Genomic DNA, 23,079 nt, shown 5'->3' with positions numbered 1-23,079 from the left:
GATCGCCGGAGTGCCGATATGCCCGGCGAGGTCTTCCAGCGAGCGGCCGCTGATCAGGGCGAGCCGCCCGGACAGCCGCCGGGACAATGCATCGAGTGTATCAGCCAGTCCCGGCGGAACCCGGATCGTATCCGGTCCGCTGGCAATCGGAACCAATGTGCCGTCGAAATCCAGAAACAGGGCGATGGGTTCCCGTACCGCGATTTCGGCCAGAGGGGGAGGCGGGGGGAGGTGCGAATTAGTACCCATGCAGGGCAATCTTACGGACAACAGGCATTCGATCAAACAGGAATACGATTTCCTCTGTCCACAGGCAGGCTGCCGACGGTCAGTCCGGCTGGCGATTGCCGAACGGGCGGTTCAGCGTGAAGCCGCAAATTGCGCGAAGATCGCCGCCATCCCGGGAACATCGCTTTCCGCCGCCAGCGAAGCCAGCGCGCCGTCGATTTCGATATCGAATTCGGCGACATCGCGCGTTTGTTCGCTCCGCGTCCCCCCAAGCGACCGGGTCAGGGCGATCGCCGGCCGGTTTTCCGGCAGGATATGGACTAAAAGATTTTCGAACCCTTCCCTCTTGCAGTCCAGCAGCAGAACCGCAGTCAGCAGCCGGGCCAGCCCGCGGCCGTGATATTCGTCGATAACCGCGACCGAAAACTGTGCCGTCCGGTGATCGTCCTCCTCGCGAAACGCATGGACTACGCCAATCGCGGGCTGATCATTTATATCGGTCCGGATCGCACCCCAGGCAATGTGATCATGCCCGTCGACATCAAGCAGGTCGTCGATCACTCGCTGCGGCGGCTGTGTAAGGCCGGAAAAGAACCGCAGATAACGCGATACCGGGGACAGCCGCGCAATCCCTTCGCGCAGCCTCTTTTCGTCATCCGGCCGAACCCCGCGAATGCAGACTGGTGTTCCGTCATTGAGATGCGTTTCAAAGATCATCGCGGGATCGCCAAGCCTGCCCCGTGTCCGGATGCCGCAGCTTGCGACGGATCATCGCTGGAATCAACGTCCGGACGTCAGGCGGTCTCAGTAACTGCGCGGCAGGCCGAGCACGTGTTCCGCAAGATAGGACAGGATCAGATTGGTGCTGATGGGAGCGACCGTGTAAAGCCGCGCCTCGCGGAATTTGCGTTCGACATCATATTCCTCGGCAAAGCCGAAACCGCCGAAGGTCTGGACGCACATATCGGCGGCAGCCCAGCTTGCTTCCGATGCCAGCAGCTTGGCCATGTTGGCCTCCTCGCCCGCGTTACCGCCGTGATCGTAGGCCGCCGCTGCGTGATGGACCATCAATTCGGCCGCGCGCATCTGCGCATAACAGCGCGCGATGGGAAACTGCACGCCCTGGTTCTGTCCGATCGGCCGCGCAAATACCGTGCGTTCCTTCGCGTAGGCAGCGGCTTTCTCGATGAACCATTTGGCATCGCCGACACATTCGGCAGCAATCAGGATGCGTTCCGCGTTCATGCCGGACAGGATGTAGCGAAAGCCCTTGCCCTCTTCGCCGATCAGGCTGGACGCCGGGATGCGCATGTCGTCGAAGAAAACTTCCGTCGTCGAATGGTTCATCATGGTGCGGATCGGCTTGATCGTCATGCCCCCGTCTTCCCGGGCGGCGCGCATATCGATCAGGAAGATCGACAGTCCTTCGGTCTTGCTCGCCGCCTCCCCGCGCGGGGTGGTGCGGGCGAGCAGCAGCATCAGGTCCGAATGTTCGGCCCGGCTGGTCCAGATCTTCTGGCCGTTCACGACATATTCGTCGCCGTCCCTGACCGCTACAGTTCGCAGCGACAGGGTGTCCGTTCCGCTGGCGGGTTCGGATACGCCGAAGGCCTGAAGCCGCAGCTCCCCGGAGGCGATCCGCGGTAAATATTCGGCCTTTTGCGCGTCGCTGCCATACCGCAGCAGCGTGTTCATGATGTACATCTGCGCATGGGCCGCGCCGCCGTTGCAACCGGACGCCTGGATTTCCTCCATGATCACCGCCGCCGCATCCAGCTTGAGCCCGCTGCCGCCGAATTCCTCCGGGATCAGGGCTGCAAGGAAGCCCTCACGGTTCAGCGCGTCGACGAATTCGGCGGGGTAGTCCCGGGCACGGTCCTTCGTCCGCCAGTACTCGCCCGGAAATTCTTCGCACAGCGCCCTGACGGCGCGGCGGATCTCGGTGACGTCTTCGTTCTCGGTCACGCTGTCAGTCTGCCCGTTCGAACACCGCAGCGATCCCCTGACCGCCGCCGATGCACATTGTTTCAAGCCCGTATCTCGCGCCGCGCCGCTGCATTTCGCGAGTCAGATTGGCGAGGATCCTGCCGCCGGTGGCGCCGATCGGATGGCCGAGCGATATGCCCGAGCCATTCACGTTGAGCATATCGTGGCGGCTGTCGTCATCCGCCCAGCCCCAGCCCTTGAGGCAGGCAAGAACCTGCGGCGCGAAAGCTTCGTTGAGCTCTATCAGGCCGATGTCATCCCATGACAGGCCATTGCGCGCGAACAGCCGCTCGGTGGCCGGGACAGGTCCGAAGCCCATCCGCGATGGATCGCACCCCGCCGCTGCCCAGGAATGGAAATAGGCGATCGGCTCGAGCCCGAGTTCCTCGAGCTTGTCCTCCGCCACCACCAGACAGGCCGCGGCGGCGTCGTTCTGCTGGCTGGCGTTGCCGGCCGTGACCACCCCGCCCTCCAGAGGACGCAAATTGCCGAGTGTTTCCATCGAGGCGTCGGCGCGGAACCCTTCGTCTTTGGCGAATACGACAGGATCGGCCTTGCGCTGGGGAACCTCGACCGGGACGATCTCATCGTCGAACAGGCCCTTTTCCCATGCTGCCGCCGCGCGCGAATGGCTGCGGACCGCATAGGCATCGCAGGCTTCCCGGCTGATATCCCAATCCTTCGCCAGATTTTCCGCCGTTTCGATCATGCCCGAAATCACGCCGTATCGTTCGATCGGCTGGCTCATCACCCGACCACGGGTCAGACGGTCATGCAGCGTCAGGTTCCCGGCGCGCACCCCGCCGCGCACGTCGGTGGTGTAATGTTCGACATTGGACATGGATTCGCACCCGCCCGCCACGACCACGTCGGACACTCCGGTCTGAACCATCATCGCCGCGTTGACGATGGCCTGCAGGCCGGACCCGCAGCGCCGGTCGAGTTGATAGCCGGGTACTTCTTCCGGCAGTCCGGCGAGCAGCCAAGACCAATGCGCGATGCACGGCGCTTCTCCGCTGCCGTAGCCTTGCGCAAAAATTACCTCGTCCACCCGCGACTGATCGAGCTTCGTCCGCTCCATCAGGGCTTTCAGTATGGCCGCGCCAAGCTGGCCCGCGGTGAGCGGCGCAAGACTGCCGCCGAAGCGGCCGACTGCGGTGCGGATCGGGGAAACTATGGCGGCGCGGCGTAGGGTCATGAATGTATTCCTGCAATTCCGGTATCGATCAGGTGGGCGATTTCACCCGAGGACAGTCCAAGGTGGCGGGCAAGGACTTCCTCGGTATGCTCGCCATTGTGCGGGGCTGCCAGCGCATTCCCGCGTTCCATCTGCGGAACGGTACCGAACGCACCGGCAGCGGGATAGGCGAAACCGCTGGGGTTTCCAGCGGACGGGCTGAACATCGGGTTTTCCTCCACCATGGCGGAATCCCGCGCTGCATCGAGCATCGTGCGATAGGCGCTGTGGACTATCCCGGCGGCGTCCAGCGTCGCCGCCAGTTCGCCGTGACGGCGGCGCGCAAATTCGGCTTCGAACAGCGGGTAGAGCGCGTCCCGGTGGGTGAATCGCAACCCGTCATCGGTGGCAAAAGATACGCCGCGTTCAGTCTCGATGGCTGCGACCGCCTGTTCGAGCCCGAGCGCGGCAAGCAGTTTCGCCCATTGCCGGTGGGTGACCACCACGACCATCACCCGTTGCCCGTCCGCGGTTACGAAATCGCGCCCGAACAAGCCGTAGACCGCATTCCCCAGCCGGGGACGGTTCTCGCCCGAATACAGCACCTCGGCAATTCCGCCGAGGTTGGCGGCCGTGCCGATCGCCACATCCGACAGCGGGACGCGCACTTCGCTGCCCTGCCCCGTCGCGCTGCGCCGCTGAATCGCCGCGAGCAGCGCAAAGGCCGCATAGGCGCCGGTCAGCAAGTCCCACGCGGGCAGGACATGGTTGACCGGTTCCGGCCCCGGACCGGTCAGCATGGGATAGCCGACCGCATTGTTGACCGTGTAATCGAGCGCGGGCGAGCCGTCGGGCCAGCCCATCACCCGCACCGTCACCAGATCTGCGCGGAGCTGCGCGAGAGTTGCGTGGGAGAGAAAGCCTTCGGCGGGAAAATTGGTGATGAACTGCCCGGTCGCGGCCACAAGTTCCTGCAGCAGCTGTCGCCCTTCCGGCCGCCCGAGATCGAGCGCGACCGATTTCTTCGCGCGGTTGAGGTTTTCCCAATAGAGAGAAGCGTTGTCCGCGGTCACCGGCCAGCGGCGATAATCCGGACCGCCGCCGATCTGGTCGACCCGGATGACCTCGGCTCCGAATTGCGCGCAATAAAGCCCTGCCGTGGGCGAAGCAACGAAGGAGGACGCTTCGATAACAGTCAGGCCGCCCAGCATCTCATACATAGGGGTTTTGCGCCCGTTGTGTCGCCGCCACCGGCAACAATTCTCAGACCCGCTCGATAATAATGGCGGGTGCCATGCCGCCCGCCGCGCACATCGTGATCAGGCCGTAACGCCCGCCGGTCCGCTCCAGCTCGTCGAGCGCGGTCCCGATCAGGATCGAGCCGGTTGCGCCGATCGGATGGCCGAGCGCAATCGCACCGCCGTTCACGTTGACTTTCTCGCGGTCGAGTTCGAGATCGCGGATGAACTTCTCGGCCACGACGGCGAAAGCCTCGTTAATTTCCCAGACGTCGATATCGTCCTTGGAGAGACCGGCCTTGGCGAGGACTTTCTTCGCGGCCGGCACCGGCGCATTCAGCATCAGGGTTGGATCGTCGCCCTGGTTGGCATAGGCCACGATCCGGGCGCGCGGTTTCAGGCCGTGCCGGTCCGCATAATCCTTGCTCGTGACCAGGATCGCGGCGGCACCATCGACGACTCCCGAAGAATTGCCCGCATGATGCACCCCGCTCCATTCAAGATCGGGATAGCGGCGCTGGATCTGCTTGCGGAAGGTCACTCCGCCGCCGAGATCGAAATCGGCCATCCCGTCGAAGCTGGCCCGCAGCGCAGTAAGCCCTTCCAGCGTTGTTTCGGGCCGCGGGAATTCCTCGTGACCCAAGGCGAGCGAGCCGTCGGGATTATGGACCGGGATCAGCGATCCATCGAAGCGGCCCTCACGGATGGCGCGGTCAGCGCGCTGCTGGCTGACCAGCGCCAGCGCGTCGAGCGCCTGCCGGTCGATGTTCTCGCGCGCCGCAATCGCGTCGCCGCACACGCCTTGGTGGCTTTGCGGGTGCAGCGCATCGAGTTCCCGGTTGCCCGAACCCATGCCCATCGGCCTGATCCCGGCATTCGCTTCCTCTGCGCCCAATTGCGCGGCGTAGCTCATCATTTCACTGCCGCCCGCGATGACGCAATCTTCCATCCCCGACATGACCGAGGCCGCAGCCAGATTGACCGAGGTGATCCCGCCGCCGCAAAACCGGTCGAGCGTGGTGCCCGAAGCCGAGGTGTCATAGCCTGCCGCCAGCGCCGCCATACGCCCCAGGTCGCCGCCCTGTTTGCCCTTCTGGGTCGAGGTCGACCAGACGATGTCATCGACCGTCGCGGTGTCGAGCGCGTTGCGGTCCTTCAGCGCGGCCAGCACCGTGGCGGCCAGATGTTGGGGATGAAGATGCGACAGCGCGCCCTTGCCGGGCTTGCCGATGCCGCGCGGGGTCCGGACGGCATCGATGATATAGGCTTCGGGCATATCGGAATTCTCTCTAAGGCCGGAAAACGGGGATGAAGACAGGTGCCACACCGTATTCCCGAATATCCCGGTCAATGCCAGCCTCAACACACCTCGCCACGCCGAAGCGTCCCGTAAGGGGCGAGTCCGGTGAAATCATTGCCGAAAGATCCCTTCAGGCGTAGGCTTTTCGATCAATCTGATTCGCCTTCAACAGGACGAAGAGGGGCGGGGGGCATGAAATCGAGGTTCATTTACAGCACTTTTGCCGCCGTGTGCTTTTCGGCGATGTTCCTTGGCCCGGATCTGCTGCCGGTTGCCAGAACATTGGGTAAGACGGGCGATCATTATCCTATCCGGATGAAGTTGCCTCAACGCAATCCGTCACTAGGCGATTCATTCCCTTCGAATTCCGATTGGCAAGATCGAGCGGAGCAAAGCGGAAACCCCGAACGCTCGAACGCGAACGGGATCGAATTTCCGGCAGACGGCCCATTCACGAAGGAAATGCAAGCTGAAAGCTTTGCGGCCTCGTTCCGCAATATCGGCCTGACCGCACCCCAGCCACGCGGACCGCGGTCCTTGGGCGATGTGCTCCCCGTCCAGTATGATCTCGGAACCCAGACCGGGTCCTCCGCCGCCATGGCTGTGCAATCGACGAGGGCGCTGGCCGGGACGATCGATGTCCGCAAACAGATCAGGGTCGGCAAGGCCGCGGCGGCACCGATCGATATGAAGGTGGGAAGCGGAGCCAACCTCTATGTGAACGTCGCCCAGCTGTCCTCGATGCTGAAGACGCAGGGCAAGGTTCTGGAAGCGCCCTCCGGATCGGACCCTGATGGTTTCGTCAGCCTCGACAGCTTGCGCAACAGCGGCTTCAAGGTGCGCTATGACGCAGCCGGAGACGCCATCGTGATCGACGGCGACGGTTAGTCTGCGGGCGGCACGAGGTTTGTCGGCCAGCGCACTTGCAGAATAGATGGCTTTGAGCGGAATTATTAAATGAAGGTCGATAATCTGGTTCCATGGGTATTGGGGCTCGCACCTCCGCTTGTAGTCGCCTTGTCGTGGAGTCCCGAGCCGACCCAACTCCAGTCAGCAATCCGATCGCTGTCTTTACCGATATTGGCGGCGGAAATCTTCGTTATAGCGTTTGCAGTCAGGGAGAAAGCTTCGTTCCCCCTGCCCTCGAATTTGGTCACGATTCCAACGCTACTGCTGGTCATCCTGGCCTGGATATCTGCTTCGCAGGCCGGAACCCCGGGCAGTTCCTTACTGATGACGTCAATCTGGACAATCCATCTGCTGTTTGGATTTTCGATAGCGTCGCTATGGACTGATCAAAGGCTCGACGCGAAGAAACTGATTTTGGCGCTTCAAGTGGGTTTCTTGATTACCGCCTTGTTGATCGTGTTGTTCGTTATGGTTCACTATCGACCTGGCAAGGACTGGACCTGGGCACTTCCAGGATATCGTAATATTCGCCATCTAGGCTACTATGCAGCTGCTATTGTTGGAATATCTGCCTTCGGCTATTCCGACGGCAAGAAGTTAGCGGTTGCTACGGCAGTCGCCGCCTTCTTCATCGCATTCTGGACAGTCTCCAGAGGTGCAATTGCCGCGACGATGGCAGGATATCTGATTTCAACTCTACTGCTTCCAGACCTCAGAAAGCGTGAAGCCGTGTCACGGTTTATCGCCTGTGCATTGGCGGGCCTGTTGCTCTCTTTCCTGTTTTCGAAAATTTACCGGCTGGACGGAGTCGGCCTCAACAGGTTGGTAAACGGCGACTATTCCGGACGGATCAAACTATGGACACTAACGCTGGGAAGCATCAAGGAAAGTCCCTGGTTCGGCTGGGGGGAAGCCCAACTACGGTTCAGGCTGGGAGATAACTATCCATTCGGCCAGCCGCACAATATTATCTTGCAGATATTGCACGCCTGGGGGCTAATCGGACTTGGCTTGATAAGCTACATCTCGCTCAGGCTGAAACCAAGCGTCATAGCTGGATCAAGCGCAGCCATGGCCCCCTTTGCTTTGACAGCAGCTATTCTCGTAGCACTTTCCTTTGTCGATGGGTCTTTGTATTATGTTAATTCAGTTTTCATTTTTGCACTTTGCCTCGGTATAGTATTTGCAAATGCAAGAGCTTGCTCTTCGAACTTTCCGTCCAACACTCGCAAGGACGTGGCTGTCGCGCGCCCTGACATCCGCTAGACCAGCGGCATCGATTCATCAGCAACCGCTGGCGACGGCTGATTAGCGCGCAGCTCAAGATCTGCCAGCCATCCTGCGGCTTTCCAGATGATCAGCGTTGCCGCAATCGCGACATAGCCATCGACAGCGTAATGGTAGGCAAGATGGACCGAGCCCAGCAGGATAACAAAGCAGAACCCGCCCGCCACCGCGCCCATCACTCTGGAGGTTTTCCTCATCGCCAGGAAGAACAGAAATGCCAGGGCAACATGCATCGATGGCATGGCTGAAATACCGCGGCCGAGGCCGTAATTTCCAGTGAGATGCCAATCCAGCAAGGTCTGCTGCACCTTCAGCACCATGATCGGGTAGGTTTCGTTTGCGGCGTGCAGATAATCCATCTGGTCGCGGAAGGTCTGGATTCCCAGCAGGGGTTCGACAAAGGCGGGGCCATAGGAGGCGAAAGCGGTCGCCATACCTATGCCGATGATTGTCCAGATACCCAGAAATCCGAAGAAAAACCGGTGCCGCAAGACATCATCTTTGCAGAACATCGCGAAATGGATGCAGCTGCCATAGAGCAGCATCATCCACAGATGATACGCCGCTGCAGTCGCTGCCGTTATGATCGGATATCCCATCAGCGGCTGCAGCAATAGCCAGGCATCTCCGCCGTGCATTCGGCTGTCCCAGGCGATGAAGGCCTGATCCCATCCGAAAGTATTGAACAAGCCGATCGAACTTTTCATCATCGAAAAGGCGATCAGAAAAGGAATCAACCCGGCAATCAGGGGGAGGCCCCGGACCACGCGGCGCGCGCGGTCCGAATTCATCATCTGACCGGTCAGAAAGGCGATCGGGCGGTCGGGCCGGTTGCGCCAGAGACTGATCGCACCAAGGGGCACCGCAAAGAACAGCAGCACCCAGGCGAAGATCATCAGGCTTTGAATATAGGGCAGCGGCGACAGGACCAGCACGCCATTGGCGGCCAGGATCAGCATCGAAATGCCCCACAGCAGCAATGACGCGCAGATCACCGGCCAATCAGCCTGCAGCCCGTCCCTGATCGCCTCGATAAACCGCAAACCCAAAATCCCCGCCGCTATTTCACTGGCCGCAACGACGCCGCCGCATAGACCGGTGACCAACCGCTATACGTAAACGGTAATCATTCCTCTACCGGGCCTCTCATCCGGTAGGTCACGTTCACCCGGTCCGACAGCAGCAGGTAGGGCAGCCATAATCCGGCACTGATCAGCACCTTGGTGACGTTCCCCTGCAGCAGCTGGCCGAGCGCCTGCGCAACTTCGCCGGGTAATTGCGGGGCCGCCGACACGTAATTGGCAATCACCAGCTGGGACGTGATGTCGAGCAGCCAGCACAGGCCGAGCATCTTGGGGAACAACGGGATCGACCGCAGGGCCATCACGAAGCAGATGGCATAAAGGGTGTTCATGGCGATCACATCGAACGCCATCACGCGGAAAATCGCCACGCCCCATTCGGGCGCGTGACTGTTCATGGCCGGAACCGCCAGCAGGAATTCAAAGCTGCGGAAGACGACATTCAGCAACAGACCCAGGATCAGGGAGGCCAGAAATCCTGTAGGTCCGAAAACCTTGTGATTCTGCGCGTCCAGCGCATCGAGGCGGCGCCATGTCCCGAACGGGTAAAAGTGAAAGGATGGGCGGGCGGCTGGCTGTCCGATGGGAAAGGCTGCAATGGCCAGGCGGTAAGCCAGCACCGGTGCCAACGCGATCAAGGCGTAAGGCAGGAACAGCTGGATGAAATCGGACGGGCCGTGAACTGGCGCGCGGGCTATGGCGAGGCGGAATATTGCCGCCGCCATGAACAGCGCCAGCCAGATGGTGATGATTATCTCCATCCGCCGGTTGAACTGCCCAATCAGCCATACCGATCGCCCATGAAGCTTTGCACCGGCCTTCGCGGCGAAAGCAGTCATTGCCTTGCGGCAGGCGATAAGGCTGGCGGCGTTAAACATCCTGCCGGAATCTAGGGCGGTAATCGGGGTACGGCAATGGCCGCGATCTTTTTTGCGCCACCAATCGAATCAACCACCTGATTCGTAAGTTCGATATTCCGGATCGATGTGCTGAAAAGGCAACCGTTTACAGACGTTTACCAATTCCGGTAACATTCAGGCAATTCAACGCGTTGATTCGACAAGAGAAAATTTTCCGGAAGTTTTATATTTGACTAACGAAGCGTTAACACGGAAAATCCAAGGCGTTAAACGGGGAACCAACGTTCCAGGATCCGGGGCAACACCCTGGATAACATAACGAGGCGTCGCGCCGGTTCCAAGATCCCCCCGTCAACATGGCCAACCGGAAATAGATGCCGGAGCCGTTCCAGTCGTACATGCAGATGAACTGCACGAATTGATTGAATAGGGGAATACACATGACAAACTTTCTGAAAAACTTCGCTGCCGATGAATCCGGCGCTTCGGCCGCCGAATACGCTCTGATCCTGGTTATCATCGGGGTTGCCATTGTCGTCGGCGCTACCACACTTGGCGGCGCAATTGGTCAGGCCATGAGTGACACAGCTGATTGTATTGCAGATCCTCAGACCTCCAGCTTCTGCTAACTCTGAAATATCTCAGGCCCGTCCCATTCGGGGCGGGCCTGACCACTAATCTATAAAGTAGTTTGCAAGCGGGGGCGTTTCTGCATGGATCGGCGAAATCTTATCATTGCGGGTGTGGCCGTTCTGCTCGGCCTGGTCGCGGTCTATCTCGCGAATTCCTGGTTTTCTGGGGTCGAACAGCAGCAGGAACGCGTTGCCGAAGAACAGCAACTGCAACGTATCGCAGTGGCGCGCAACGATCTGGCGTTTGGCGATCCGCTGACGGCGGACAATGTGCGGCTGGTCAACTGGCCCGCCCAATCCGTGCCTGCCGGTTCCTATAGCGATGTCAGCCGGTTGCTGGCGGGCAACAATGTCGCGATCCGGCCGATTGCTGCCGGCGAGCCCATTCTTACCTCCCGAATTTCCGAACGAGCCATTCTCTCGGCCAATCTGCCACCCGATATGCGGGCGGTTTCCATTTCCGTCGATCCCGTTTCGGGCGTGTCCGGTTTCGTGACCCCGGGCGATGTCGTCGATGTGATGCTGACGCGCAAGATCCCCGGTGACGGCGCAACCAACGAAGATCAGATGACCTCCGTGGTGCTGGAGAATGTCCAGGTTCTGGCGATCGACCAGGGGGCCAGCGAAAAGGACACCGATCCCAAGCTGGGCAAAACCGCAACGCTGCAGGTCGATCAGATGGGGGCGCAAAAGCTTGCCCTCGCATCCTCGATCGGACGTCTGTCGCTCGCCCTGCGCAATGTGGAGAACCAGGTGGTCGGGTCCAGCACGACCGTCACCACCGCCAATCTGGGCGGTGGGGGTATGTACATCGCCGCGCGCAGCAGCCCTGCGGCCAGGGCTGCTCCGGCGCCTGCGGCGGTCTATTCCGGACCGGCACCATCCGCTCCGGCGCGCAGTTCAGCATCGGCTGCGGCGCAACCGCGCCGTCTCTACGGACCAACCATGACGGTAGTTCGCGGTACCGAAGCGGGCGAATATGAGGTGAAGCGTTATGGGGGGTACTAAGGTCATGCAGCGGATAACCCATCTGTGCCTGCCGTTCGCATTGCTGGCCGCGCCGGTTCCGGTCGCAGCCCAGTATATTTCCAGCGACATTCACGCCGGCACAGTGGAAGTTCCGCTGAACAAGAGCCAGGTCGTGAATTCGGACGTGGTGATCGACAAGGCAATGGTCGGCAACGCCGAAATCGCCGATATTCTGCCGCTTACCGACCGGTCGGTCTATGTGCTCGGCAAAAGCATGGGCACCACCAGCCTGACATTATACGACCGCGGCGGGCGCGTGATTGCGGTGATGGACATCGCCGTCGGCCCGGACATTCACGCCTTTCAGGATCAGGTCACCCGCCTGATCCCCGGCAGCGACATCAAGGCGCATATCTCCGGATCGTCGATGGTCCTGACCGGCCTCGCGACCGATGCGGGAATGATCGACCGGTCGGTGCAGCTGGCACGATCCTTTGCGGGTGAAAATGTCGTCAATCTGATCGGCATGGGCAGCAGCCAGCAGGTCATGCTGGAAGTGCGCTTTGCCGAAGTCCGCCGGAATATCGGCGAAAACATCGGTGTCCGCGGATTTGTCAGTGACGGATCTTTCCAGGGGGTGACCGGCCCAGGCTCTTCGCTCACGCCCGACCCGCTGGATGGCACCGGCTTGCTTAAGCTGGGCAGTATCACCAACGGTTTCGGCATAATCAGCGACAGTTTCCGGGCACTCGGCCTCGATTTCGAGGCATACCTTGACGCGCTGGAAACCAAGGGCTTCGCCAAAACGCTGGCCGAACCGACGCTGGTTGCGCTGTCGGGCGAAAAGGCATCGTTCCTAGCGGGCGGTGAATTCCCGATCCCGGTTGTTCAGGGCGGCAGTACCGGCGGCGCTGCCGGCGGCGGCGGCGGCGGGTCCAGCATCACGGTCGAATTCAAGCCCTTCGGTGTAAGCCTGGCCTTCACGCCCACCGTGCTGGGTGATCGGACCATCAATTTGAAAGTGGAACCCGAAGTCAGTTCGATCGACGCGGCAGCTTCCATACAGCTGAACGGTATCAACATTCCCGGGCTGCAAACCCGACGGGCAAGCACTACGCTGGAACTGCGCGACGGGGAAAGCTTTGCGATCGCCGGGCTGCTGCAGAAGGAATTCCAGACCACCATCAACCAGGTTCCGCTGCTCGGATCGATTCCGATCCTCGGCGCGCTGTTCCGCTCCACCGAATTCCAGAAGGGCGAAACCGAACTGCTGATCGTGGTGACCCCGCGTCTGGTCGCACCGATCAAGCCAAGCCAGGTCAAGCTGCCGACCGACCGCGTGGCCGATCCCGATGCGGCAAAGTCCGTATTGTTCGGCGAATCCTATGATCCGGTTCCGGCCACGGAATTGGCCGCACCCTCTCAAGCAACCACCGCGCCAGTAGTCCCGCAGGGAGATGACTATGAATATTGAGTATTCACGGCTGGCCGGCATCGTTGCCGCCTCGCTGATGCTGGCTTCCTGCGCGAGCAATATGCTGTTCGAGGAACCGGGCGATGCAACATTCGGCGAGGCGAACCGCCAGACGATGATGGCGCAGGTGATCGATCCGGACCCGCAATATGATGAGCTGGTGCCGGTTTCGAGCGGCGAACACGCTGCCGCTGCGGTCGAACGCTACCGGACCGACAAGGTCAAGCAGCCCGACACGATATCGACTTCCACCACATCCTCCGGTCCAAACTGAATTTGAAATGAAGGTGCGGCATGAGACGCAAGGAGAAAAAGGGATTTTGGAGTAGCGAGAGCGCTGCTACGGCTGCACTTTATGCGCTGGCCCTTCCCGCGCTTGTCGCAGTCACCGGAATCGGATTCGACTACGCCCGCATTGCCAGCATGGATTCCGAATTGCAGAACGCGGCTGATCAGGCCGCTTTGGCCGGGGCCACCCAGCTCGATCAAACCGCTGGTTCCATGCAGCGCGCCGTCGATGCGGCCCGTGGGGGCCTCGTCACCAACTCGACCCTGTTCGCCAACGATGGTGACGGAACCACGGTGACGGTGCCGGACACCAACGTATATTTTTACGAAACCCGTCCTGACGCAGAAGCCGACACCAACCGGCTCGACCGCGCCACTGCGGCTAATGATCTCAAGGCAGCATTTATCCGTGTTGCGGTCGCGACCCGCACCGCGGAATATGCTCTGACGCCTGTTGTAGGCGCATTCAGCGGCGATATCGACGCAGAGGCTGTGGCCGGCATCGGCGCGGCCTTGTGCCGCACACCGCCGTTGATGATCTGCAATCCCAATGAACCCAGCGGCAATACAAACACGGAACTGCCGTTCGACCCCGATGCCCTCGAAGGGCTGGGTCTGCTGGCGAAAGGTGGCGGCGGGAGTTTCTGGGCGCCGGGCAACTTCGGATATCTCGATACCATTCCCGGCTCCGGCGGCGGCACTCCGGAACTCCGCCAGGCGCTCGGGTGGGATACCCCGCCCGGCGAGTGCATTTCGCAATCGGCGAACGATGCCGTCGATACCGAAACCGGTAACAAGACCGATATCGCAGATTCGATGAACACCAGGTTCGATATCTACAACGGCAACACTGCCTGCCCGACAGGAGGCGTTTGCTCTGCTTCGGTCAACAGCGTGAAAGATGTGACGCATCCGGACCCCTTGACGGGGGGCCAGGCCTGCAAAATGGGCAATAGCGGCTGGAAGGAGTCAAGCGCTCCGTATCTGCCGGGAAGCAACGCAGCCTTACCCGACACGACAACTCCAGCCTCCATGGGGCATCCCCGCGACATCTGCCATGCGACAGCGAGTAACACCTGCTCCGGTGCCGGGCCATTCGGCGACGGGTTCTGGGACCGCGACGCCTATTTCAGGACGCATTATCGCCGCTCGGACGGTTCCTGGTGGACCAATGCACAATGGCAAAGCAACACCGGGCTGGCGCAGCAAACCGGCACCACGCGGCCGCGGTTTCCGACGCGGCACCAGGTCTATGAGTGGGAAATCGCCAACCGGGGCGCAGTCATAGATGGTGTCACGATCCTCGGCGGGCCAAGCGCAGCCTTTGCTTATGGCAGTCCGGTTTGCAGTGCGGGCGCGGGCTTTGGCACGGGGACTGTTCCCAGCGAGTTCGTCGCCGATCGGCGGCGTCTTTCCGTCGCCGTCATCAACTGTGTCGCGCACGGCGTAAGGGGCAGCTCCAAAGATGTGCCGGTGCGCGAATTCATGGATGTATTTCTCGTCCAGCCATCACTCAACCGCGTCGGCAACCGGACGCAGAAGGACGAAATCTATGTAGAGGTAATCGGCAAGACCAAGAGTGGTTCTGCCGGTGAAACAGCCGGTACGGTCATCCGCCGCGATGTGCCGTATTTGATCCGATGAGTTTCCTGCGATCTTTTCTGGCTTGCCAGCGAGGCGGTCCCGCGGCCGAATTGGCCCTGATATTGCCCTTGCTGGTGGTGATGATGTTCGGCGGGCTGGAGCTGGGATATTATTTCTATTCCCAGCATCAAGTGGTCAAGGGTGTCAGGGACGGCGCCCGCTTCGCCAGTCGGCAAAGCTTCGTTGATCTGAACTGTGACACCGCGACCGTGCCTGCGGATGTCGAAACCGCAATTCAGGAAATCACCAGAACCGGCAGGGTATCCGGCGGTACCGCGCGGATCCCGGGGTGGGAGAATTCGGACATTGCCGTTACCCTGACTTGCCCGGGAACAGCGATTACCACTGGCATCTATGCCGATGAAACGAATGCTCCGCAGATCAATCTGGTCGCATCGGTTGCTTACCAATCGCTGTTCGAAGGCGTCGGAATCATCGATTCCACCTATACGTTGAATGCGTCCCAGCAAGCTGCAGTCATGGGGATATGACCATGGGCAATTTCCCTTCGCATTTTCTATCGGACACTCGCGGGTCGGCAGCAGAATTTGCACTGCTGTTGCCTTTGTCGATGCTGTTCTTTTTGGGCATTATCGATGCCGGTCGCTATGCCTACACCTTCAACCAGGGCGAGAAGGCAACGCAAATCGGCGCGCGCTGGTCGGTGGTGACCGATCCCGTTGCCACCGAGCTGGCCAACGAGACTTATGTCGGAACAACCATTGGCGGAGTGACCCTGACACAAGGCGACCGAATTCCGGCAGGCGCGCTTGGCCTCATAACCTGTGACGACACGACTTGCACTTGCACGACCAGCCCTTGTCCGACCACGCTGACATCGGGTGCTGCACCCTTTGCCGCTCTCCTGGGCAGGATGCAGCAGATTATGCCGGAGATAGAGGCATCGAATCTGATCATCGAATATCGCGGATCCGGACTTGGATTTGCCGGCGATCCCAATGGCATGGACGTGGTGCCCTTGGTTACGATTCGACTTGTGGACATGGATTTTTCACCGATCTTCCTTTTCGGAGGGACGGTAGGGTTGCCTGATTTTTCATACACTCTGACTATGGAAGATGGTGCCGGAACAGGATCAAACTGATGGGTAGAGAGCATTCCCCCTTAGATCTCATAAAGGAGAATATCTTGCGTCTTCCTGCGCCATTGACGGTCATCGCCACGGAGCAGCAGCTTACCATTTTGCGGACTTCCAAAGGGTCGGCCTGGATCGCAGACGCGAAATTGCTCGAAGCCGAACTTGATCAGGATATTGATTATCGCAACCTGGGCGACAGAGGCATTGTCGTAGTCCAGGTTGACCCGCGTGTACCCTCATCGATGGCCAGAATCGAACACATCAAGGCTCGTCATCCAGAGCTTTCGATCGTGGTTGCGCTGGACAATGCCGATCTTAAGCTCGTCCGGACACTCATTCGCGAAGGTGTTGCGGATGTGGTCTCGCTACCTCTCGATTCCGAAGAGCTCCTGCAGACTGCGGTGGCAATTCTCGAAACTGCGTCGAAATCGCCGGGTCCTTCCGACCTGGCGCCGATGATCGTGACGGCCCGATCGTTAGGCGGCACTGGTGCGACTACCTTGGTGACCAGCCTGGCCAGTCAGCTTGCCCGCCGGCCCGGCAGCGCCCGCGGGGTCTGTATTATCGATCTCGACGTCCAGTTCGGCGGTGTGGCTGATGTGCTTGGGCTCTCTCCACGCCGAACACTGGCAGACCTGTTGGACGCGGAGGAGCGGCTGGATGGAGCCTTCCTGCAAACCGTGGCAGCAAAGCATGAAAGCGGTATTTCCGTCATTGCTGCACCGCAGGACATCATACCACTCGAGGGAATCGACACCCAGAAATTGCAATCCGTGATTGCAATCGCGCGCCGTGAATTCGATTTTGTTTTGCTGGATATGCCTTCGAACTGGAGTACCTGGAGCCTGTCGATCATGTTGGAAGCCGACTGCATTCTGATGATCGTCGAGCAATCCCTGTCCAGCCTGCGTCAGGCTCGTCGCCGTCTTGACCTTTTCCGGAGCGTCGGCGTGGACATGAAGCTGGTTTCCACTGTCGTGAACCGGGTCGAGAAGCGACTGTTTGGCTCGATCAGCCTGTCGGACGTGGCTGAAACGCTCAATCAGGATGTCCTGTGCGGACTGAGGCTCGAAGGTCAGGCAATTGCCGACGCGCAGGCCCAGGGTCTGTTGGTCGACCAATTCAAGCCCAAGAGCAATTATGTTGCTGACGTTTCCAAACTTGCGGACATGCTAGCTTCGCGGCTTTCCTCGGAGAAAACCCCATGAAGTGGCAACTACCCCAAAAGGCGGCACTTGATGGAGATGTCCCCAATCTGCGCGTGGCGCCGGAACACTCGGGGTCTGCTGAAGTTGAAAAATACCTGGCGCTCAAGACCGCCATCCACCGCAAGTTGCTCGACCGGATAAATCTCAGCCTGCTCGAAAAAATGTCGCGCGAGCAGATTGCAGATGAGGTCGGGGACATTATCCTGGGCCTGTTGGTCGAAGAAGACGCGGCCCTGAATTCCCGTGAGCGCCAAAATCTCGTGGGCGAAGTTCTCGACGAATTGTTGGGACTTGGCCCCCTTGAACCATTGCTGGCCGATGAAACGATCACCGATATCCTGGTCAACGGATACAATCATGTCTTCGTCGAAAGGCGCGGATTGCTGGAAAAAGTTGCTACCCGTTTTCAGGACGAGCGGCACCTGCTTCGGATAATCCAGAAGATTGTCAGTGCGGTCGGTCGCCGAGTGGATGAATCGTCCCCGTTTGTCGATGCCCGGTTGGCTGACGGTTCACGTGTAAACGCAATCGTTGCACCACTCGCAATCGACGGTTCCCTGCTGTCCATTCGTAAGTTCGCAAAAAAACCGATCAGCATGGCAAAGCTGATCGAGTATGGAAGCATACCCGAACCGGTTTCGCAGATCCTAGCCGGAATCGTTCAGGCCCGCCGGAATGTATTGATCTCAGGCGGCACCGGGTCCGGCAAGACGACGCTTCTAAATGCCTTGTCATCCTTCATTGATGGCCGCGAACGGATCGTAACCATCGAGGATTCCGCGGAGCTCCAGCTTCAACAGGAGCACGTAGCACGGTTGGAAACGCGGCCGGCGAATATTGAGGGGCGCGGTGAAGTCACGCAGCGTGACCTGGTCAAGAATGCACTGCGTATGCGGCCTGACCGCATAATCGTTGGAGAAGTGCGTGCCGGTGAAGCGTTTGACATGCTTCAGGCCATGAATACCGGCCACGATGGCTCCATGACTACGGTTCACGCCAACACGGCACGCGACTCACTGTCCCGTGTCGAACAGATGATCGGCATGAGCGGAATTGAAATCTCGCCCACCTCGGCCCGCGCTCAAATCGCGTCCGCTATCAATGTTGTGGTTCAAATCGGCCGACAAGCGGATGGCCGGCGGCGGTTGCTTAGTCTTTCCGAGATTATCGGTATGGAAGGGCCTACCATAACGATGCAGGAAATCTTCCGGTTCAAGATGACCGGACGCGGTGATCATGGGGAAGTTCTCGGACACTTCGAAGCAACCGGCATAAGGCCCAAATTCCTGCAGGACGCAGCGGATCATGGCATTTCAATGCCTGCCGATCTCTTTCGTCCGTCACTCAAATTGGGGGCGGCGTGATGTTTGGAGGCGAGATCGTCAGGGTAATCGTTCTGTTGGCCGTATTCGCGTCGGTCTTCCTGCTGCTTCAGGTCTTCCTGCGTTTAACTGCAGACCGGAGGTCGTTGAAGAACGCAGTCAACAAACGCATGGGCATGATCGCGACCGGTGTCGACCGCGAAGACATCGTGGCTGTGCTCCGAAAAAATCAGCCGGATTTCAATGTCGCGCCAGACAGCATCTTTGGAAAAGCATACAGCAAGTTCAGACAAAATCTGTTGATGTCGGCGGTGCCCTTCACCGCTGACCAGGTCATAATCGCGATGGGTATCCTATTCGCAGCGATTTGCCTGATTATCGGATCCGTGATCTGGGCCGCAAACATTCCCCTGACATTCGGGGTGGCGCAAATGGTGCTGGTTTTCGCTGCGGCCCTCGCAATCGGCTTGCCAATTCTGGCAATTTCCTTTGTCGCCCAGCGCAGGCGCAAGAAGATGCAGGCCCAGTTCCCGGTATCGCTCGATATTTTCGTGCGCGCCTTGCGATCGGGCCATCCGGTGTCCTCCGCAATCGAATTGCTGACCCAGGAAATGGAAGATCCGATCGGGTCCGAATACGGGCTGGTATCGGATGAGGTCTCGTATGGTGCAGAATTGACCGATGCGCTCAATGAAATGGCCGAGCGTTGGGGCCTGGAAGACATTCGCATGTTCGTTGTGTCACTCTCGATCCAGAACGAAACCGGCGGTAATCTGGCGGAAGTCTTATCGAATCTGTCGCAAGTCATCAGAGAGCGGGCGAGCCTGTTCCTGAAGGTGCGGGCGCTCAGTTCCGAAGGTCGCATGACAGGCTGGGTACTTGTTGCGACGCCGGTGGTAACTTTCGTGATGTTGTTCCTTGCAAATCCTGAATTCTATCTGGGGGTCGCAACCGATCCGATATTCTACATCGGTTTTTCTGTTATGATCGTCTGGTACTTCGTCGGCCTTTACTGGATACGCAAACTTGTAGATTTGAAAGTTTGATATGTTGGAATTTATCGCAGCCAATTCCTTCGCAAGGCTCATATTCCTTTTCCTGCTCTTTGGCCTTGTCGTCTTCACGGCAGCGTATCTTTCGTCGGCAGCGACAAAGCGATCGAGGCTGAAGGCCCAATTGCAATCCATTGGTGGATCGAGCGACAGGCAGGGGCGTCCCATGCTGGAGGTGCGCCGCGATTCTGCCTGGTCGCGTCTCGCGGATCAGATTGAAAAAGCCGGCCTGAACCTATCGGACAGCAATGCTGATGATTTGAAGCAGAAGCTGCTTGCAGCCGGATATACTTCGCCAGCCGCACCGCGTCTGTTCGTGTTGGCCCGCCTGATCATGATCTTTGTGCTTCCGATCCTGTATCTTTTTTATTCGACATTGAGCGCAGAGCCGCTGTCCTTTTTCCGGATGTATGTCGTGCCCGGAATGCTGGCGGTGCTAGGCATGTATCTGCCGAACTTGATCGTAAGCGCTAAGGCAGACCGGCGCCGCGAGGCCATGACGAATGGTTTTCCCGACTGCCTGGATTTGATCCTGGTTTGCGTGGAGGCCGGTCTCGGGTTGGAATCTGCGATGGACAGGGTCGGCCGGGAAATGGTTCATTCGCATCCTCTCGTCGCTCGCTTGCTGTTGATAACCACTCTGCAATTGAGGGCGGGCTCTGCTCGCGACGACGCGCTTCGTAAAATGGGCACATCGAGCGGCGTGGATGAAATTCGGAGCTTTGCCACGCTGCTGATCCAATCGGATAAACTCGGGACCAGTGTGGCTGATACACTGCGGGTCTATGCTGCAGAAATGCGCGAAAAAAGACGAATGCGAGCTGAGGAAAAGGCGCATCGCCTGCCTGTTCTGATATCCATACCACTGGTTATTTGTATGTTGCCGACGATGATCGGCGTTTTGATGATACCCGGCGTAGTTCGGGTCGTCCGGGTAATGCTCCCGGCAATGTCAGGGGGATAAGGTATGAAAAACGCAAACAAAGTAATCGCTATCCTGTTAACGTCGGCGCTTCTCTCGGGCTGCCAATCCTTTTCGTTTTCCAAACTTGGCTTCGGCAAGCCGCGACCGGTCGCGCAAATGCCGCCGATTATCGAAGAACCGAGCTCGGTAACTCTCGCCGAAGGGCGGGAGCAAATGCGGCAAGGTAATATTTCTGCAGCGGTGGCTTCGTTCCGTATCGCCTCGCTTGATCCTGATGCGAGGGCGGACGCCAATAACGGGCTCGGAATCGCCTATGCCAAGCTTGGCCGCGCCGATTTGGCCGACCGGTACTTCCGCACGGCGGCTTTGCTGGACCCGGCGAACACGAAATATGCTGCCAATCTTGCGCGCCTTCAGAGCGCTGAATACTTCGCCATGCGGGCCCGCGATGAAGCTGCTACACCAAAACTCGTGGAAGAAGCGCCGCCAGCGACACCAGCCACATTTGCTGCTGCTTTCGAAACGCCGGTGACCGAGCACGTTTCGGTCACAAAGGCACCGACTTCCCGGCTTCTCCGGATTTCACGTAGTGAGGTCAGGATTTCCGGCGGAGTGCAGGCGGCCTCTGCTCCAACGCGTATGCAGGTTGGATACAGGCAGGCGAAGAATTCTGCGCCCGTAAAAAGCGATGAGAGCGAACCCGCAAAGGGCGCAGTGCCTGAATATCCGCTTCGCGTGGCTCTGGTGACAAAGAGCAAGACAATCCGTCCTGCATATCCCGTGAGGATTGATCTGACAAAATGATCGCTGCCCTGGCGCTCGCCACCGCGCTTCTGGTCGCCGCAATCGGTGCGATCTGGGACATCAGGTCGCGGCGCATTCCGAACGTATTATGCGCGGTTCTGGCGGTCGCTGCCTTGGCCAGCCTGGTTCTGTCCCAGGGGATCGAAACAGCTGGCTGGGGATTCTTGCACGGGCTGATAGCTCTGCTCGCAGGGATGCTTCTGTTCCGCCTCGGGATGATCGGCGGCGGCGACGCCAAATTCTATGCCGCGGCGGCCTTGGGGATCCCGTTAAGCGAAGCCCTGCCCATGCTGTTCTGGACCTCGATCGGCGGCCTGGGGCTGTTGCTTGCGCTGATGGTCACTTTTGCGTTCAAACGTAGGCTTGACGGCCCTCGCGACAAGAAGGGGCGGGTCATGGTGCCCTATGGAGTGGCGATATTCATCGGATTTGTCGTGACGCAGGCAGCGAAGCTTCCCGGTTTGTCAGACTCTCTCTACTCTTAGGTCCGGTCGGGGCACAGCACTGAAGTTAGCAAATCGTCAGGCGTCTTCGCGGGCTTGGGCGTGAGCTTACGCCCTGCCCAGATGCGCATCGGCGTATTTCCTGATCTTCGTCGCTGCAAAAAGCGGCACGATGACGGAAAGGGCAATTCCCCCCAGCGAACATATGCCAATCCATATTGCCGTCAGCGTCCCGCCCGATTCGTAAATAGCGTAGATTACCGGACCAGCCATTATGAGGCCGCGAATCTCGTTTACAGCGATCGCAGCAGCGCCGATTTTCAAGAACAGCTCGATCAGAACAGTAAGTGCGTTGGTCATATCTATAGAATGACCGAGAAAGCTTATAATTTCGTTGACGCCGAGCAGCCCATCCTACTTTTTGAACTTCTGATCGCTGTTGGCAGCAGGTGTCATACGTCCGGGCAACCGCCGTCGAAGCGGCTGCCAACACTTACTCGCGGCCAGTTCGAAGTGGCGCTCAACAGCTGTTCAATGTCGCAGCAATAGCGGCACCTGCAGGTTCGTCAGCATCGACCGGGTGACTCCGCCGAAGATGCGTTCCGCCAGCCGCATTCGCCCGTAAGCGCCCATTACTACCAGGCCGCAGCCGCGAATGGCGGCGGCATCGCGCAGCATAGCCGCCACGTCCTTCCCGCCATCGCCGATCTCGACGATCTCGGACGTAATGCCGTAGCGCGAAAGGTAATCCGCGCCGTTGAGGGGCGGCAGGTCGAATGCCGCATCCTTGCTCTCCTTCACCGACGCCAGGTAAACTTCCGCGCTGTGCTGCAGGAACGGCACCGCCGAGCGGAGCGCGTGCGAAGCCTCCGGCGATCCGTTCCACGCGACCAGCGCTGGCGCAGCGGGATCGAACCGCGATTGGCCCTCCGGCAGCACCAGCACCGGGCAATGCGCCGAAAGCGCCAGCTCGCCGGCGGTGGTGGACGGCACCTTGCCGCCCCGCCGCGGCTCCCGCGCGCCAAGGACCACCAGATCGGCCAGAACGGAATGCTCGAGCAATGCGCCGACAACGCTCGAAGAGGATTCAATCCATTTCCACGACACGCCCTCGTTCGAAAGGTCCTTTTCCGTCTGTTCGCGCAGCGTTCG

25 protein-coding genes are annotated in these 23,079 nt (G+C 59.5%); 15 read left to right on the top strand and 10 right to left on the bottom strand.

Translation table 11 applies throughout. The annotated features are described in order from the left end of the window. The 6 genes from U0988_RS04010 to U0988_RS03985 all read right to left on the bottom strand — a co-directional run. Positions 1 to 249: trehalose-phosphatase (locus U0988_RS04010; RefSeq protein ID WP_322291351.1), on the bottom strand; the 249-nt coding region annotated here is incomplete at its 3' end. A 111-nt stretch (positions 250 to 360) separates the two neighbouring features. After that, positions 361 to 945, bottom strand: coding sequence for a GNAT family N-acetyltransferase (locus tag U0988_RS04005; RefSeq protein WP_322291350.1), 585 nt, complete (start codon positions 943 to 945; stop codon positions 361 to 363). 87 nt (positions 946 to 1,032) lie between these two features. Further along, a complete protein-coding gene (locus U0988_RS04000) occupies positions 1,033 to 2,193 on the bottom strand; it encodes an acyl-CoA dehydrogenase family protein (protein ID WP_322291349.1) in 1,161 nt (386 codons plus the stop codon). 4 nt (positions 2,194 to 2,197) lie between these two features. Continuing rightward, a complete protein-coding gene (locus U0988_RS03995; protein WP_322291348.1) occupies positions 2,198 to 3,412 on the bottom strand; it encodes an acetyl-CoA C-acetyltransferase in 1,215 nt (404 codons plus the stop codon). Continuing rightward, complete coding sequence (locus U0988_RS03990) at positions 3,409 to 4,611, bottom strand: CoA transferase (RefSeq protein WP_322291347.1); 1,203 nt, start codon at positions 4,609 to 4,611, stop codon at positions 3,409 to 3,411. The genes U0988_RS03995 and U0988_RS03990 overlap by 4 nt, the downstream gene beginning before the upstream one ends. Positions 4,612 to 4,654: 43 nt before the next feature. Then, entirely contained in the window at positions 4,655 to 5,905 is a 1,251-nt protein-coding gene (locus U0988_RS03985; RefSeq protein ID WP_322291346.1) for an acetyl-CoA C-acetyltransferase, read from the bottom strand. 486 nt (positions 5,906 to 6,391) lie between these two features. On the opposite strand from U0988_RS03985, the gene U0988_RS03980 reads away from it, so the two are divergent. Next, entirely contained in the window at positions 6,392 to 6,817 is a 426-nt protein-coding gene (locus tag U0988_RS03980; RefSeq protein WP_322291345.1) for a hypothetical protein, read from the top strand. 69 nt (positions 6,818 to 6,886) lie between these two features. After that, on the top strand, positions 6,887 to 8,104 hold the full coding sequence (locus U0988_RS03975; RefSeq protein WP_322291344.1) for an O-antigen ligase family protein: 1,218 nt from the start codon (positions 6,887 to 6,889) through the stop codon (positions 8,102 to 8,104). On the opposite strand, the gene U0988_RS03970 is transcribed toward U0988_RS03975, so the two are convergent. Both U0988_RS03970 and U0988_RS03965 read right to left on the bottom strand, forming a co-directional pair. Continuing rightward, positions 8,101 to 9,174: a phosphatase PAP2 family protein gene (locus tag U0988_RS03970; protein ID WP_322291343.1), complete on the bottom strand. Its 1,074-nt coding sequence runs from the start codon at positions 9,172 to 9,174 to the stop codon at positions 8,101 to 8,103. The genes U0988_RS03975 and U0988_RS03970 overlap by 4 nt on opposite strands. Positions 9,175 to 9,251: 77 nt before the next feature. Next, positions 9,252 to 10,085: a DUF2569 domain-containing protein gene (locus tag U0988_RS03965; protein WP_322291342.1), complete on the bottom strand. Its 834-nt coding sequence runs from the start codon at positions 10,083 to 10,085 to the stop codon at positions 9,252 to 9,254. A 422-nt stretch (positions 10,086 to 10,507) separates the two neighbouring features. On the opposite strand from U0988_RS03965, the gene U0988_RS03960 reads away from it, so the two are divergent. From U0988_RS03960 to U0988_RS03900, 13 genes are all read left to right on the top strand, one after another. Continuing rightward, positions 10,508 to 10,696, top strand: a complete 189-nt coding sequence (locus U0988_RS03960; protein ID WP_322291341.1) for a Flp family type IVb pilin — start codon at positions 10,508 to 10,510, stop codon at positions 10,694 to 10,696. An 84-nt stretch (positions 10,697 to 10,780) separates the two neighbouring features. Then, a complete protein-coding gene (cpaB, locus tag U0988_RS03955) occupies positions 10,781 to 11,707 on the top strand; it encodes a Flp pilus assembly protein CpaB (RefSeq protein WP_322291340.1) in 927 nt (308 codons plus the stop codon). After that, entirely contained in the window at positions 11,694 to 13,142 is a 1,449-nt protein-coding gene (locus U0988_RS03950; RefSeq protein WP_322291339.1) for a type II and III secretion system protein family protein, read from the top strand. Before cpaB ends, U0988_RS03950 begins: the two co-directional genes overlap by 14 nt. Next, positions 13,132 to 13,416 (top strand): hypothetical protein, encoded by a 285-nt coding sequence (locus tag U0988_RS03945; RefSeq protein ID WP_322291338.1) that lies wholly within the window; start codon positions 13,132 to 13,134, stop codon positions 13,414 to 13,416. The genes U0988_RS03950 and U0988_RS03945 overlap by 11 nt, the downstream gene beginning before the upstream one ends. A gap of 20 nt (positions 13,417 to 13,436) precedes the next feature. Further along, a complete protein-coding gene (locus U0988_RS03940; protein ID WP_322291337.1) occupies positions 13,437 to 15,074 on the top strand; it encodes a pilus assembly protein TadG-related protein in 1,638 nt (545 codons plus the stop codon). Between the two features lie 50 nt (positions 15,075 to 15,124). Then, positions 15,125 to 15,565 carry a TadE/TadG family type IV pilus assembly protein gene (locus tag U0988_RS03935; protein WP_322291336.1) on the top strand — a complete coding sequence of 147 codons (441 nt, stop codon included), beginning with the start codon at positions 15,125 to 15,127 and terminating at the stop codon, positions 15,563 to 15,565. Further along, the gene (locus U0988_RS03930; RefSeq protein ID WP_322291335.1) at positions 15,562 to 16,179 is read left to right on the top strand and encodes a TadE family protein; all 618 of its coding nucleotides are present in this window, start codon (positions 15,562 to 15,564) and stop codon (positions 16,177 to 16,179) included. Before U0988_RS03935 ends, U0988_RS03930 begins: the two co-directional genes overlap by 4 nt. Before the next feature lie 44 nt (positions 16,180 to 16,223). Beyond that, a complete protein-coding gene (locus tag U0988_RS03925) occupies positions 16,224 to 17,381 on the top strand; it encodes an AAA family ATPase (protein WP_322291334.1) in 1,158 nt (385 codons plus the stop codon). Next, positions 17,378 to 18,745: a CpaF family protein gene (locus U0988_RS03920; protein ID WP_322291333.1), complete on the top strand. Its 1,368-nt coding sequence runs from the start codon at positions 17,378 to 17,380 to the stop codon at positions 18,743 to 18,745. Before U0988_RS03925 ends, U0988_RS03920 begins: the two co-directional genes overlap by 4 nt. After that, on the top strand, positions 18,745 to 19,749 hold the full coding sequence (locus tag U0988_RS03915) for a type II secretion system F family protein (protein WP_322291352.1): 1,005 nt from the start codon (positions 18,745 to 18,747) through the stop codon (positions 19,747 to 19,749). Before U0988_RS03920 ends, U0988_RS03915 begins: the two co-directional genes overlap by 1 nt. A 1-nt stretch (position 19,750) precedes the next feature. Then, entirely contained in the window at positions 19,751 to 20,719 is a 969-nt protein-coding gene (locus tag U0988_RS03910) for a type II secretion system F family protein (RefSeq protein WP_322291332.1), read from the top strand. Between the two features lie 3 nt (positions 20,720 to 20,722). Next, entirely contained in the window at positions 20,723 to 21,484 is a 762-nt protein-coding gene (locus U0988_RS03905) for a hypothetical protein (RefSeq protein WP_322291331.1), read from the top strand. After that, positions 21,481 to 21,969, top strand: coding sequence for an A24 family peptidase (locus tag U0988_RS03900; RefSeq protein ID WP_322291330.1), 489 nt, complete (start codon positions 21,481 to 21,483; stop codon positions 21,967 to 21,969). The genes U0988_RS03905 and U0988_RS03900 overlap by 4 nt, the downstream gene beginning before the upstream one ends. A 66-nt stretch (positions 21,970 to 22,035) precedes the next feature. On the opposite strand, the gene U0988_RS03895 is transcribed toward U0988_RS03900, so the two are convergent. Beyond that, positions 22,036 to 22,287, bottom strand: a complete 252-nt coding sequence (locus U0988_RS03895) for a hypothetical protein (protein ID WP_322291329.1) — start codon at positions 22,285 to 22,287, stop codon at positions 22,036 to 22,038. Positions 22,288 to 22,458: 171 nt separating this feature from the next. After that, the coding region (locus U0988_RS03890) for a universal stress protein (protein WP_322291328.1) at positions 22,459 to 23,079 on the bottom strand (621 nt) is incomplete at its 5' end.

It is taken from the genome of Allopontixanthobacter sp., from assembly GCF_034376665.1.
GTDB lineage: Bacteria > Pseudomonadota > Alphaproteobacteria > Sphingomonadales > Sphingomonadaceae > Allopontixanthobacter.
This window is presented reverse-complemented; position numbering and strand designations above follow the sequence as displayed.

Bases quoted from the DNA above. Each gene is read 5' to 3' on its own strand.
- U0988_RS04005 (WP_322291350.1), bottom strand. From the start codon at position 945: ATGATCTTTGAAACGCATCTCAATGACGGAACACCAGTCTGCATTCGC.
- U0988_RS03995 (WP_322291348.1), bottom strand. From the start codon at position 3,412: ATGACCCTACGCCGCGCCGCCATAGTTTCCCCGATCCGCACCGCAGTC.
- U0988_RS03990 (WP_322291347.1), bottom strand. From the start codon at position 4,611: ATGTATGAGATGCTGGGCGGCCTGACTGTTATCGAAGCGTCCTCCTTC.
- U0988_RS03985 (WP_322291346.1), bottom strand. From the start codon at position 5,905: ATGCCCGAAGCCTATATCATCGATGCCGTCCGGACCCCGCGCGGCATC.
- U0988_RS03980 (WP_322291345.1), top strand. From the start codon at position 6,392: ATGCAAGCTGAAAGCTTTGCGGCCTCGTTCCGCAATATCGGCCTGACC.
- U0988_RS03975 (WP_322291344.1), top strand. From the start codon at position 6,887: ATGAAGGTCGATAATCTGGTTCCATGGGTATTGGGGCTCGCACCTCCG.
- U0988_RS03965 (WP_322291342.1), bottom strand. From the start codon at position 10,085: ATGTTTAACGCCGCCAGCCTTATCGCCTGCCGCAAGGCAATGACTGCT.
- U0988_RS03960 (WP_322291341.1), top strand. From the start codon at position 10,508: ATGACAAACTTTCTGAAAAACTTCGCTGCCGATGAATCCGGCGCTTCG.
- cpaB (WP_322291340.1), top strand. From the start codon at position 10,781: ATGGATCGGCGAAATCTTATCATTGCGGGTGTGGCCGTTCTGCTCGGC.
- U0988_RS03950 (WP_322291339.1), top strand. From the start codon at position 11,694: ATGGGGGGTACTAAGGTCATGCAGCGGATAACCCATCTGTGCCTGCCG.
- U0988_RS03945 (WP_322291338.1), top strand. From the start codon at position 13,132: ATGAATATTGAGTATTCACGGCTGGCCGGCATCGTTGCCGCCTCGCTG.
- U0988_RS03940 (WP_322291337.1), top strand. From the start codon at position 13,437: ATGAGACGCAAGGAGAAAAAGGGATTTTGGAGTAGCGAGAGCGCTGCT.
- U0988_RS03930 (WP_322291335.1), top strand. From the start codon at position 15,562: ATGACCATGGGCAATTTCCCTTCGCATTTTCTATCGGACACTCGCGGG.
- U0988_RS03920 (WP_322291333.1), top strand. From the start codon at position 17,378: ATGAAGTGGCAACTACCCCAAAAGGCGGCACTTGATGGAGATGTCCCC.
- U0988_RS03915 (WP_322291352.1), top strand. From the start codon at position 18,745: ATGTTTGGAGGCGAGATCGTCAGGGTAATCGTTCTGTTGGCCGTATTC.
- U0988_RS03910 (WP_322291332.1), top strand. From the start codon at position 19,751: ATGTTGGAATTTATCGCAGCCAATTCCTTCGCAAGGCTCATATTCCTT.
- U0988_RS03905 (WP_322291331.1), top strand. From the start codon at position 20,723: ATGAAAAACGCAAACAAAGTAATCGCTATCCTGTTAACGTCGGCGCTT.
- U0988_RS03900 (WP_322291330.1), top strand. From the start codon at position 21,481: ATGATCGCTGCCCTGGCGCTCGCCACCGCGCTTCTGGTCGCCGCAATC.
- U0988_RS03895 (WP_322291329.1), bottom strand. From the start codon at position 22,287: ATGACCAACGCACTTACTGTTCTGATCGAGCTGTTCTTGAAAATCGGC.